At 67.1% G+C, this 12,148-nt stretch carries 12 protein-coding genes, 1 rRNA gene and 1 pseudogene; 6 read left to right on the top strand and 8 right to left on the bottom strand.

The window, feature by feature from the left end; translation table 11 throughout:
* Nucleotides 1-52 precede the first annotated feature (52 nt).
* The 4 genes from JWP65_RS01275 to JWP65_RS01260 all read right to left on the bottom strand — a co-directional run bounded on the left by JWP65_RS01275 (nt 53) and on the right by JWP65_RS01260 (nt 4,161).
* Nucleotides 53-946 carry a glycine--tRNA ligase subunit alpha gene (locus tag JWP65_RS01275; protein WP_299759582.1) on the bottom strand — a complete coding sequence of 298 codons (894 nt, stop codon included), beginning with the start codon at nt 944-946 and terminating at the stop codon, nt 53-55.
* Between the two features lie 64 nt (nt 947-1,010).
* Nucleotides 1,011-2,564 (bottom strand): apolipoprotein N-acyltransferase, encoded by a 1,554-nt coding sequence (gene lnt, locus JWP65_RS01270; RefSeq protein WP_299759580.1) that lies wholly within the window; start codon nt 2,562-2,564, stop codon nt 1,011-1,013.
* A complete protein-coding gene (locus JWP65_RS01265) occupies nt 2,561-3,439 on the bottom strand; it encodes an HlyC/CorC family transporter (protein ID WP_299759578.1) in 879 nt (292 codons plus the stop codon). The genes lnt and JWP65_RS01265 overlap by 4 nt, the downstream gene beginning before the upstream one ends.
* A gap of 65 nt (nt 3,440-3,504) precedes the next feature.
* Nucleotides 3,505-4,161, bottom strand: a complete 657-nt coding sequence (locus JWP65_RS01260) for a GNAT family N-acetyltransferase (RefSeq protein ID WP_299759576.1) — start codon at nt 4,159-4,161, stop codon at nt 3,505-3,507.
* A gap of 161 nt (nt 4,162-4,322) precedes the next feature.
* On the opposite strand from JWP65_RS01260, the gene JWP65_RS01255 reads away from it, so the two are divergent.
* A complete protein-coding gene (locus JWP65_RS01255) occupies nt 4,323-6,113 on the top strand; it encodes an adenylate/guanylate cyclase domain-containing protein (protein WP_299759574.1) in 1,791 nt (596 codons plus the stop codon).
* Nucleotides 6,114-6,132: 19 nt separating this feature from the next.
* Here the strand turns inward: JWP65_RS01255 and JWP65_RS01250 are convergent, their stop codons facing one another.
* The 3 genes from JWP65_RS01250 to JWP65_RS01240 all read right to left on the bottom strand — a co-directional run bounded on the left by JWP65_RS01250 (nt 6,133) and on the right by JWP65_RS01240 (nt 8,520).
* Nucleotides 6,133-6,747 (bottom strand): Crp/Fnr family transcriptional regulator, encoded by a 615-nt coding sequence (locus JWP65_RS01250; RefSeq protein ID WP_299759572.1) that lies wholly within the window; start codon nt 6,745-6,747, stop codon nt 6,133-6,135.
* Nucleotides 6,748-6,850: 103 nt separating this feature from the next.
* Complete coding sequence (locus JWP65_RS01245; protein ID WP_299759570.1) at nt 6,851-7,597, bottom strand: LuxR C-terminal-related transcriptional regulator; 747 nt, start codon at nt 7,595-7,597, stop codon at nt 6,851-6,853.
* Nucleotides 7,594-8,520, bottom strand: coding sequence for an alpha/beta fold hydrolase (locus JWP65_RS01240; protein ID WP_299759568.1), 927 nt, complete (start codon nt 8,518-8,520; stop codon nt 7,594-7,596). Before JWP65_RS01240 ends, JWP65_RS01245 begins: the two co-directional genes overlap by 4 nt.
* A 57-nt stretch (nt 8,521-8,577) precedes the next feature.
* Between JWP65_RS01240 and JWP65_RS01235 the strand changes: the two genes are divergently transcribed.
* The 5 genes and pseudogenes from JWP65_RS01235 to JWP65_RS01215 all read left to right on the top strand — a co-directional run bounded on the left by JWP65_RS01235 (nt 8,578) and on the right by JWP65_RS01215 (nt 11,967).
* A complete protein-coding gene (locus JWP65_RS01235; protein WP_299759566.1) occupies nt 8,578-9,309 on the top strand; it encodes a hypothetical protein in 732 nt (243 codons plus the stop codon).
* A 46-nt stretch (nt 9,310-9,355) separates the two neighbouring features.
* Nucleotides 9,356-10,315, top strand: a pseudogene (locus JWP65_RS01230) (AMP-binding protein); the annotation flags it as partial.
* A gap of 61 nt (nt 10,316-10,376) precedes the next feature.
* Entirely contained in the window at nt 10,377-10,748 is a 372-nt protein-coding gene (locus tag JWP65_RS01225) for a hypothetical protein (protein ID WP_367280456.1), read from the top strand.
* Nucleotides 10,700-11,038, top strand: a complete 339-nt coding sequence (locus JWP65_RS01220) for a hypothetical protein (protein ID WP_367280455.1) — start codon at nt 10,700-10,702, stop codon at nt 11,036-11,038. Before JWP65_RS01225 ends, JWP65_RS01220 begins: the two co-directional genes overlap by 49 nt.
* A 2-nt stretch (nt 11,039-11,040) precedes the next feature.
* Nucleotides 11,041-11,967, top strand: a complete 927-nt coding sequence (locus JWP65_RS01215) for an MBL fold metallo-hydrolase (protein ID WP_299759564.1) — start codon at nt 11,041-11,043, stop codon at nt 11,965-11,967.
* Nucleotides 11,968-12,032: 65 nt separating this feature from the next.
* Here JWP65_RS01215 and rrf read toward each other — a convergent pair.
* Nucleotides 12,033-12,145: ribosomal RNA gene (gene rrf, locus JWP65_RS01210) — 5S ribosomal RNA — on the bottom strand.
* Between the last annotated feature and the right edge of the window lie 3 nt (nt 12,146-12,148).

Raw genomic sequence — 12,148 nt, 5'->3', positions numbered from 1 at the left:
GATGGATCCCGGCTCGGGGCCGGGATGACATGGCGGGGGCTAGTTCAGGCGGTCAGGGCGCGCTGCCGCCGGCGGTCTGGAGCCAGGCTTCGCCGCAGGATTTGGCGAGTTCGCGGATGCGCAGGATGTAGCTCTGGCGTTCGGTGACCGAAATGGCGCCGCGAGCGTCCAGCAGATTGAAGTTGTGGGCGGCCTTGAGCACCTGCTCATAGGCGGGGATGGCCATGGTCTGGCGATCGCCTTGCGAGCCCCTGGCCAGAACGGCACGGCACTCGGTTTCGGCGTCGGCGAAATGGCGGAACAGCATTTCGGTGTTGGCGGCTTCAAAATTGTACTTGCTCGATTCCTGCTCGTTTTGCAGGAACACATCGGCATAGGTGACCTTGGCGTCGCCGGTCCCGCCGTTGAAGTTCAGCTCCATGATGGAGTCAACGTTCTGCAGATAGCAGGCGAGGCGTTCAAGGCCGTAGGTCAACTCGCCCGAAACCGGGTTGCACTCAAAGCCGGCAACCTGCTGGAAGTAGGTGAACTGGCTGACTTCCATGCCATCGCACCACACTTCCCAGCCCAGGCCCCAGGCGCCAAGGGTGGGGTTTTCCCAGTCATCTTCGACAAAGCGCAGATCGTGGACGGCGGGGTCTATGCCAATGGCATAGAGCGATTGCAGATAAAGGTCCTGAATGTTGGCCGGGGACGGCTTGAGGATCACCTGAAACTGATAATAGTGCTGCAGGCGATTGGGGTTCTCGCCGTAGCGGCCATCCTTGGGGCGGCGGCTGGGCTGCACATAGGCGGCCTTCCACGGCTCGGGGCCGAGTGCGCGCAGGAACGTGGCCGTGTGGGAGGTGCCTGCGCCGACCTCCATGTCGTACGGCTGCAGCAACGCGCAGCCCTGGGCGTCCCAGTACGACTGCAGCTTCAGGATGATTTGCTGAAATGTGAGCATGGGCAGCGAGGGCGGCAGTGGCCACCCGCGGATCAGGGGCGCGGGCCGGCGGCCCGCGGAACCTTCAATTGTAGGGCGGGGGCCGGCGCCGGCGCGCCACGGCCGCCAGCAGTGGCACGCCCAGCGCCAGCAGCCACAGCGGCCACAGCCCGAAGCGCGAAACCCACCAGGCATATGCCGTCGTGGTGCGGCCCCCGACGACGTCGCCGACCAGCACGCCGCGGGTGTGCCGCCCCAGCATGTTGGTGACGCGGCCAAAGCGGTCGATGATGGCGGTGGCGCCGGTGTTGGTGGCGCGGATCATCGGGCGGGCGAACTCCAGCGCCCGCATGCGGCTGATGTGAAGGTGCTGGTCGATCGCCACCGTGTTGCCGAACCAGCCGATGTTGCTGAGGTTGACGAAGATGGTCGGCGCCGTCGCCGGGTCGCGAAAGCGCGCGCCCAGCTCCTCGCCGAACAGGTCTTCATAGCAGATGTTCGGCGCCAGCCGCTCGCCCCGCCAGCTGAAGGACGGCTGGCCGAGGTCGCCGCGATTGAAGTCGCCCAGCGGGATGTTCATCAGGCGGGTGAACCACTTGAACAGCGGCGGGATGAATTCGCCGAACGGCACCAGGTGGTGCTTGTCGTAGCGATAGGCCATGTCGCCGGGCTTCATGCCGACCACCGAGTTGGTGTAACCCTCGCTGTAGCTGCCCAGGGGCAGCCCGACCAGGGCCGCGCGTGAGCCGTCGGCGAAGGTGGCACGCAGCGCTTCGAAGTAGCCCTCGGGGAGTTGCTGCGGCAGCAGCGGCAGCGCCGTCTCGGGCGCCACCACCAAGTCGGCATCGGTGCTGCGCAGCATGCGGCCGTACCACTCCAGGGCTTGCGGCACGCCAGAGCGGTCCTCGAACTTCTCATCCTGCGCGATGTTGCCCTGGAGCAGTGCCACCCGCAGGGCGGGCGCGTCGGCGGACTCTGGTGGGCCGATGCGGCCCACCCCGTTGCCGGCCAGCAACAGCACGCCGACTAGCGCCGCGCCGGCCATTGCGCCCCGGCTGCCCGGACGCGGCACCGCCAGCAGCGCCAGGGCGCAAGCGATCCACGCAGCCAGCCAGCCCATGCCGTGCACGCCAATCCATGGAGCCAGGAAGGCCAGCGGGCCGTCCACGTGGGCATAGCCACCGGCGCCCCAGGGAAAACCGGTGAACCAGGTGACCCGCAGCAGCTCGCCCGCCAGCCAGAGGGATGCGAACAGGGTGGCGTCACGCAGCGGCCCGGCGCCACGCAGATGCGTGAACACGGCGCTGCCCACCGCGTAGTACAGCGCCAGGAAGGCGGCCAGGCCGAGCACGGCGATGGCTGCCAACGGCGCCGCCAGGCCGCCGTAGAAATGCATGGAGATGAACAGCCACCAGAAGGTGGCGGCCAGCCAGCTGGTCGCGAATGCCCAGCCGAGCAGCAAGCCCTTGCGCCAGCAATCCTCGCGCAGCAGCACCCCGGCGAGCACGGCCAGCGACAGAATCTGCAGCCACCACTGCGGCTGCCCGTTCCAGGGCCAGGCGATCGACCAGGCCTGCAGCAGCCCGGCCAGCCCGGCGGCGGCAAGCGCGCAAGCGAACCGCGCCCCGGGCAGGTTCAAGACGGGTTGTCGCCGGGTTCAACCGGCGAGACCTTGAACCACCGCACCGCGCCACCCTTGGTGTGCAGCACCACGAAGTTCAGGCCGGCCAGCACCGTGGACTCGCCGCGCTTGGGCACGTGGCCCATCTCGTGTGCGACCAGGCCGCCGATGGTGTCGAACTCGGGCTCGTCCCCGGTCGGCACCAGCGGCACGCCAAACGCTTCGCTGACGCGCTCGATCGAGGTGTCGCCACTGACGCGGTAGGTGCGGTCCGCCAGGCCGAAGATGTCGCCCTCGTCCTCGACGATGTCGAACTCGTCCTCGATCTCGCCGACGATCTGCTCGAGCACGTCCTCGATGGTGATCAGGCCGGCCACCCGGCCGAACTCGTCGATGACGATCGCCAGGTGGTTGCGGTTGCCCCGGAATTCGCGCAGCAGATCGTTCAGGCCCTTGGTTTCCGGCACGAACACCGCCGGGCGCAGCAGCGCCCGCGGATTCAGCTCCGGGGCCCGCTGCAGCTTGAGCAGGTCCTTGGCCATCAGGATGCCGATGATGTTCTCGCGGTCGCCTTCGTACACCGGAAAGCGCGAGTGCGCCGTGTCGATGACGACGTGCAGGATCTCGTCGTAGGGCGCGTCGATGTGAATCAGGTCCATCCGCGGGGCCGCCACCATGACGTCGCCGGCGGTCAGGCCGGCCATGCGGATGACGCCCTCGAGCATGACGCGCGACTCCGGGCCGATGACATCGTTGTCTTCGGCTTCGGCAAGCGTTTCGATCAGTTCTGCCGTGGAGTCCGGTCCGGGATGGATGAACTCGGCAACCTTCTGCAGGAACGTTCGCTTGTCCTGCTTGTCATGCGCTGCGCGCGCAGGGTGAGGGTCAGACACAGCCAGAGGCGGAGTGGAGGGATCGATAGGATACTGGATCGCGGGGCAGTGCCGGAAAACAGCCTTCAGGCGCCGGATTTGCGGCGGGCGTCGCCGACGCCGCGGCGGATCTCCTGCACGCTGGCCAGGAAGTCCAGGAAATTGCGGGCCTGCACCTTCAGCCGATAGTCGGTCTGGGCCAGTTGCTCCTCGAACAGCTCGCTCATTCGCGTGTCGAGCGTGGCCGGCGGCAGCCGCAGGTAGGCCTCGGTTTCTCCGCCGGCGCGCTCGAGCGTGGCGCCGGCGTTGCGGGCGATCTTGATCATTGCGGTGTTCTCGGACAGGGCGTGGATGAACATCAGCTCCACTCCTTCGTTGCGCGCATGCATCACGGCCCGCTCGAACAGGCGGGCGCCGAAACCGCGGCCGCGGGCCGGCTTCGAGACCGACACACCGAATTCGGCGCCCGGCCCGGCCTCCCGGGTGTGCAGGAACGCCAGGTGCGCCATGGCGATCAGCTCCAGCTTGCGGTTGAAGATGCCAAAGATCTCGTCCCGCTCGAAATCGAGCTGGTCCACGTAGCGCTGCACCTGCTCGTCGCTGGCCGCGTAGCCGAAACGCAGGTAGCGGTCTTGCGGGTCGAGCGCCCTCAGGTGCACGCCAATGCGCTCCCGGTGCCTCTCGGCGAGCGAGCGGATCGGCACGACGGACGGGGAACTGGTGGTTTGCTGCCTTTCAGCCATCCATCAAGGGTAAGGGTTTTCCCGCGTCGCGCAAGAGGTGCATCCCGGGATCCTGGCGCCAGGATTGAGCCCGTGCACTTCTACAACAGCACACCAAGGCCGCTTCTCCCACAAGTGGCAAGACACGGAGTGCCCGAGCGTGCTACATATTCAGTTCCAAGTTGCAGACGCTTACCAAGATGCCGCATTCCGGGGTCGACGGTGGTCGCTTTCCGCGCTTCACGAAAGTGATTGCCGTGGCGGACGTGGTCGAGTCCGTGCGATTGATGGAGGAAGACGAGGCGGAATTCATCCGCCGCTGGAAGCTCTTCGTCGGCTTCGTGCTGAAGCGCCTGCCGCTCGACACCGGCCGCATGCATCGCAGTCTCGGTGACGGCCTGATGATCGAGTTCACCGATCCGCAAGGCTGCATCCGCGCGGCGCTGGCGATGCAGGGCTGGTTCATGGAAGGCAACCGGGGGCTGCCCCCCGAGCAGCAGGTGCACCTGAGGATCGGGGCGCACATCGGCGATTTCGTCGCCGACGAATACGACATCTACGGCACCGACGTGAACCTGGCGGCGCGCATCGCCACCCTGGCCGGCCCCGGCGAGATCGTCATTTCCGGGGCCCTGCGCGAACGGGTGCGCGGCGAGCTGAACGCCCAGCTGGAAGACCTGGGCGCCTGCCACCTCAAGCACGTGAAGCTGCCGGTTCGCGCCTACCGCGTGGGCTTCACCGGGCCGGCGCCGGTGATGCCGGCGGTCGGCCCGACCCGCGCCACCATGCGGGCCAGCGTGGCGGTGCTGCCGTTCGAGACCTCCGATGCGCCTGGCGGCAGCGGCTCGCTGGGACAGGCGGCGGCCGACGAGGCAGTGGCCGCCTTGTCACGCAGCGACGGTCTGCAGGTGACGTCGCGCTTGTCGACCGTCGCCTTGCGGCAGGTGCGGCCCTCGCTCGACGAGATCCGGCGCCACCTCGGGAGCCGGTATGTCCTGTCCGGGCACGCGCGCGAAATCGGCGGGCAACTGGCCGTGTTCGCCGAACTGACGGACACGCACAGCGGCCACATCGTGTGGGCCGACAGTTTCAAGGGCCGGCTGCCCGATCTGCTGACGGGCGGCACCACCTTCTTGGCGACGCTAGCGCCCTCGGTCAATGCGGCGGTGATGGCCAATGAAGTCGATCGCGCCGAAGGCCTGCCGCTGCCGGCGCTGGAAGGCTATGCCCTGCTGCTGACGTCGATCGCGGTGATGCACCGCCTGGGCCGCGCCGACCTCGACCGCGCCCGGCTGATGCTGGAGCACCTGGCGGAACGGGACCGACGCCATCCCGCCGCCCATGCCTGGCTGGCCCACTGGCACGTGCTGGGCGTGCTGCAAGGCTGGTTGGGCGCGGAGGACGCGCTGCAACCGGCCACGGCCCACATCCAGTCCGCGCTGCAGTGCGATCCGCAGGCGCCCATCGTCCTGTGCATGGCCGGCCACGTCGCCCTGCACCTGGCGCGGGACCTGCGCGGCGCCGGCGAGTATTTTGTGCAGGCGCTGGGCTCGCGCCCGGACGACCCGCTGGCGCACTTGCTCCAGGGCGAACTGTTCGCCTGGCGCGGGCAAGGTCAGCGGGCGCGCGCCGCCTGCGACGCCGCCTTGCGCCTGATGCCACCGTTGGCGCTGCGTTACTGGTACGACGCGGGCGCGGCGCTGGCCTGCTGGGCGGACGGAGCGCTGCCGCAGGCGGTGGCTGCCGCGGAGCAATCCTTGCGGGCAAACCGGCGCTTCGTGCCGGCTTACTGCACGCTGGCGGCCGCCCAGTTCGAAATTGGAGACATCCAGGAGGCGCGGGAAACGCTGGACCGCCTGCAGGACGCGCAGCCGCGCTTTAGCGTGGCCGGCTACCTGCAACGCACGCCCGCCCAGGGGCTGGTGGCTTCCCGACTTGCCAAGGCGCTGCAGGGGGCTGCCGCCGGCGCGTGACAGACGGCGTGATGCGGAACTACCAGCGCGCCGGCAGCTTCTTCTTGAGCGTGATGCGCTTGATGCCCAATTCCACGTAGCCGCCCTTTTCCAGGTCTTTCAGCAGCCGGCTGACCATTTCGCGCGAGGCGCCGACGCGACTGGCGATCTGCTGGTGGGTGATCTGGTTCAGCTCCACGGGGGTCAGCGTGGCGCCCGGGCCTTGCTGGCTTTCCAGTGTATGGATGACTCGCCCGTACACATCCAGTAGCGCCATCTGCCGCGCCGTTTCGGTTGCCGAGCGTGCCCGGCGGATCACTTGGCTGACGAGCTCCATGGCGAACGCTGGCTCTTCGTGCAGGTGCTGCTGCATGGCTTGGCGCGACAGCAGCGAGCAAAGCGTTGGCTCCACTGTCATCACCGAGGCGGAACGCGGCCCGCCGTCGAGCGACATCTCGCCGAAATAGTCGCCCGCGGAGATCATGCCGTAGGTGATTTCGCGGCCGTTTTCGTCGGTGGCGTACACCTTGACCTCGCCCTGGAGCAGCACGAACAGCGAATCGCCCGGCTCACCCTCGTTGAGGATGATCGTGTTCTTGCGGTAGCTCCTGAGAATGCCTCTGGTGGCAAGCCGGGCAATGCCCGGCTTGAGCATGGCAATCAGCCTGTCCTGCTCCGCTGCTGTCCTGGACACATTCATGGCGCCCCCTCGAATTCACTCTAGCACGCGATTGCGCGAAACTCCATCACGGAGTTGTTCAGTGCACTCGTTCCTGCAGGCGAGCCGCTCCCAGCGGAGGCAAGACGGCGACCCGGCCCACCAGGGCGCGCACGCCGTTGGACTGTGTCTTGGCGCACAGGCTGCGGACATGGCTGCGCACGGTGGACACCGCGACTTTCAGATGCAGGGCGATTTCGGGTGCCGAGTAGCCTTGGCACAGGATGGACAGCACCTGCTCTTCGCAGTTGGTCAGGCCATGGGTACGGGCGAAAAAGCACAGCATCAGCGGCTCGCAGACCGCCGCCCGCGAGAACACCAGCGCCACGGACGCCGCCTGTCCGTTGGCGTCGCTGCGCAGCGGCAGGACGGCCGCGCCCAGGCTGGCCCGGCCCTCGGACCGCAGGACGACCATGCTGCGGCGGCCGCTGCCGGCTTTGCCGACCGCCTGTAGCAAGGCCCGGGACTGGGCTGTGTCGGCGGCCTGCAGATGACCTTCGTGAATGCAGATGGTGTGGCGGCGGGCCAATTCCTGGCGTGCCGCCTGGTTGGCGTGGAGCACCCGCCCTTGTGCCGAGACCACCACCACCCCGTGCGCCATCTCATCCAGTATCAGCGCCAGGCCGGCACCGAGGTCGTCCAGGACCATCGGAGCACGGTCGGCTTCCAGTTCGCTGCCCAACGTTGCTTCTTTCATGTTTCCCCCTGTTGGGTACAGCTTAGAAACGCATTCGGCAGGGCTGGTGAGTATTCTCCTTTCCCATTCCTGTGACAAATTCACTTTCATGTGGGTCGTGTTGGTGCTTCAAGAAGGCGAAAGGTTGCAGTCATCACGTCCGGGTGGAACGCCATCGCGACGTGCGCTTCGCCCGGCAGGAAGCGGTTGCGGGCGTGGGCAAGCATCGCGGTGGAGGGGGGAAAGACGATGTTGTCGCAGTTGGAGTACCAGCAGGTGGACGGCGGCAACGGCGACAACGCTTCAGCCCGCTCCAGATCCGCAATCCAGGCGCCGCGCTGGCGCATCTGCCGACCGTTGGGCATGTTGCTGAAGCGGCCCAGCCAGGTCCCGTGATGGGGGCTGCCGATGGTCACCAGGTGGGCGATGCGGCCGCCGTCGCCCGCAGCCCTCAGCCAGGCGCGCGCGGCCAGTCCGCCCATGCTGTGGCAGATCAGGACCGGCGCCGCCCCGGTCAGCCGGGTGACGCGCTGCACGGCGGCCTCGATGATGGGAACGTAGTCGTCGATGGAACCGAACACCGGCTCGAGGTTGACGGCGACGTGCGCCTGCTGCTGCTGGCGCAACCGGCGCAGCCAAGGGGCCCAGAAGCCGCGGTTGCACACGAACCCGTGGATCAGCACGGCACCCGTGCGGCCGGTGCACGCGGGATCGAGGAAGTCGGGCGGCGCTTGCCAGCGGAAAGGCAGGCGCCAGTAAAAGACGCGCACCAGGCTGCCCACCTCTCCGATCCAGGCCCGGGCCAGTTCCATGGCACTGGCCTGCGGGACGGCGCTGTCGGAGCGGGCGACCACGCGCAGGAGCACGAATTGAATGGCGAGCACGAGTGGAGCGATGCCTACGATGGCCAGCGCGCCCGCGACGGCCTGGACGGGCGAGATCGGCCAGCGCCACAGCAGGAACGACAGGAGGAGCGCGGCCTGAACCGCCAAAGCGGTCCGCAGCAGCCAGGCGAGGAGGGAGCGCTGAGGCATGACGCAGTATCACACCGGTTGCGCGCCGCACCGGGCGGCCTGTATAGACTCGGTGCCATGAACACGGCGGAGACCATTCGACGGGCGGTCAGCGAGGTGGAGCAATTGCGGCAGGAAAGCCGCAAGCTGCCGCACATTGCCGCCGCGGTGTCGACGGTCAAGCAATTTCAGGCGCGCCGGTTCCGTGGCACCTACGCCGACCTGCTGGTGGCCGGACCCTATGCGGCCGCCGCCCGCTTCTTCCTCGAAGAGCTGTACAGCGACGGCGACTTCGCCGCACGCGACGCGCAGTTCGTGCGCATCGCCGGCGCCGTGGAACGCCTGTTCCCGCGCGACGTCGCCGATACCGCGGCGGCGCTCGCGCAGCTGCATGCATTGACCGAATCGCTCGACCACGCGATGGCCGGCGCGCTGGCGGCGCACGCGGTCGACGTGCCCGGCTACGTGCAGGCCTGGAAGACGGTCGGCCGGCGCGAGGACCGGCAGCAGCAGTTGCAACGGGTGGTCGCCATCGGGGCGGAACTGGCGCGCCTGACCCGCCTGCCGGGGCTGCGCCTGATGCTCAGGATGATGCGTGCGCCGGCCGCGGCGGCGGGCATGAGCGCGCTGCAGCGCTTCCTGGAAGGTGGCTTCGATACCTTTACCGGCGTTGCCAGCTCGCACGACGGCATGCGTGTCTTTCTCGAGACGGTGCACCAGCGCGAACAGGGCCTGCTGCAGCTGCTGTTCGACGCCGAACCTGTCGCCTGCGAGACCGAACTCGCGCGCGTCCTAGCACAAGCCCGCTAACGGCGGCACGTCGCGGCTGCCCACAATCGCTGCGAAGGAGCATCGCATGGAGCAGAAGCACTGGCTCAAGAGCTATCCGGAGGCGGACGGGCACGATGTCGACGTGGGCCAGTACGCATCGTTGACGGCGTTGCTGGGGGAGTCGTTCCGCAAGGGCGCCGAGCGGCCGTCCTCGGTGCGCACGGAACGATGGATGAGCTACCGCGAGCTGAACCGGCGGTCCACCGCACTCGGCGCCTGGCCGCAGCCGCGCGGACTCGCGTCTGGCGCCCGGGTGGCGATCATGCTGCCCAACATCCTGCAGTTCACCGTGGCGGTGGCAGCGGTGGGCGGCGCCGGCTATACCTGCGTGTACGTGAACCCGCTCTACACGCCGTGCGAGCTGGAGCACCAGCTCAAGGACTCGGGCGCGAGCGCGAGCCCGATCGTCATCCTGCAGAATTTTTTCGGGACGCTGGAGGAGGTGGTCGAGCAGACGGTGGTGCGGCAGATGGTCGTGGCTTCGATGGGCGAGCTGCTCGGTTCCTGGCACGGCCGCTGGATCACGTTCGCGGTGCGGCAGCTGGCCAGGCTGGTGCCGGCCTTCCAGCTGCCATTGACGCAGCGGCGCAGCGTCACTTCGTCCCGCGCCGCGGTCGTCGAAGGCTCCGCCGTGGCGCTGTGCCCGATGGTTCTGGATCTCGACTCCGTTGCCTTCCTGCAGTACGCGGGCGAGACGGGCGGGCTGTCGGAAGGCGCGATCCTCAGCCACCGCAACATCCTCCAGTCCGAGGCCTGGTTCACGCCGACACTGAACCGGGTCGCCGACGTCAGCAGCACGAACGTCATCGCCGCGGTGCCGCTGTATCACAGCTTCGCGTTGACGCTGTGCCTCGGCCCGATGCGGCGGGGATCGCACCTGACCCTGATCCCGAATCCGACGGACATCGAGAAGTTCGTCGCGGTGCTCAAGCGGCGTCCTTTCCACGTCCTTTGCGGCGGTCAACACCTTGTTCAACGCATTGCTGCAGGATCCGCAGTTCAGAACCATCGATTTTTCCCGGCTCCATGTCTCCCAGGCCGGCACGATGGCGGCACCGCAAGGAACTGCACGTCAATGGCATCAGGCGTCCGGATGCCTGCTGGTGCAAGGCTGGGGCATGTGCGAAACCTGCGCGATCGGCACCAACAACCCGCTGACCGCGTTAGAGCGCTCGGGGACCACCGGGCTGCCGCTGCCCGGGGATCGGCCTGGCGATCAAGGACTACGAGGGCAACTCGCTTGCCCTGGAGCAGGCCGGCGGGATCGCATCCGCGGCCCGGACATGATGCAGGGGTACGACCAGCAGCCGCTGGGGAACGAGAGAACATTCACGACCGACGGTTTCATGCGGACCGGCGACGTGGCACCATGGACGAGCGAGGCTACACGCGCATCGTCGAGCGAAAAAAGGACATGATCCCGGCCGGCGGCTTCAAAGCCTATCCCAATGAACTGGAGAACGTGGTTTCGTGGTGCATGGGCGTGGTGGAGTGCGCGGCGATCGGCGTGGCCGACGAGAAGCAGGGTGAAGCCATCAAGCTGTTCGTCGTGAAGGACAACCCGACGCTGCCAGAGGGCGATGTCCCCCAGCATTGCCAGCAGCACCTGACCGGCTACAAGCTGCCGAAGCACATCGAGTTTTGCGACGAGCCGCCCAAGTTCAACGTCGGCAAGCTCCTGCCTCGCGAGCTACGGGCGGCGCCGTAGCGATGGTGCAATGCACCTTCGCCTTCCCGCGCGGCATGCAGGTGTTCGAGCGCGGGTGGCTGTCGTCCAACAATGTCCTGCTGCTCGGCGAGGAGAACGTCGCGCTCGTCGACAGCGGCTATGCAAACCATGCTGCGCTCACGCTGGACATGGTCCGCAACTGCATCGGTGGCAGGCAGTTGCGGACGCTTGTCAACACGCATCTGCACAGCGACCACTGCGGCGGCAACGCCACGCTCCAGGCGGCCTTCCCGGCTGTGCAGACATTGATCCCGCCGGGTCTCGCAGATGCCGTGCGTCGGTGGGACGATGTCGCGCTGAGCTACCGGCCGACTGGCCAGGCATGCCCCCGATTCCACATCGACGGCGTCCTGCCGCCCGGCAGCACCATCACTCTCGGCGCGAACGAATGGCAAGTGCATGCGGCACCGGGTCACGATCGACACTCGGTCATCTTCTTCGAGCCCCGGACACGGACGTTGATCTCTGCGGACGCGCTCTGGGAAAATGGATTCGGTGTCGTTTTCCAGGAACTGGAAGGGGAAAGGGCGTTCGATGAGGTGGAAAAGACGCTCGACCTGATCGATGAACTGGCGCCCGCCGTGGTCGTTCCCGGACATGGCTCCGTCTTCACCGGCGTCGGCCCGGCGGTCGACCGTGCGCGCAGCAGGCTGGATGCCTATCGATCGAACCCGCTCAAGCATGCGGCGCATGCGGCCAAGGTGCTATTGAAATTCAAGCTGCTCGACGTCCAGCGATTGCAGACCGCCGCACTGGCCGACTGGGCAACCGCAACGCCGTATTTCCGAGTCGTGCACGGCCGCTGGTTTGCCGACGTGCCGTTCCAGCTATGGATTTCACAACTTCTGAATGATCTGGTGCGCGTGCACGCCGCGACCCGCGACGCTGACTGGATCCAAAATTCCTGAGCACCTGATTCGGAATTTCCAAAAGAAAAGGGCCCAGCAATTGCTGGGCCCTTTCTCGTATAACAGCCTGACGATGTCCTACTTTCACACGGGAATCCGCACTATCATCGGCGCAGAGGCGTTTCACTGTCCTGTTCGGGATGGGAAGGAGTGGGACCACCTCGCTATGGTCATCAGGCAT

The organism is Ramlibacter sp. (genome assembly GCF_028292805.1).
Lineage (GTDB): Bacteria > Pseudomonadota > Gammaproteobacteria > Burkholderiales > Burkholderiaceae_C > Ramlibacter.
Note: the sequence above shows the minus strand (reverse complement) of the source record. Positions and strands in the feature narration are given on the sequence as shown.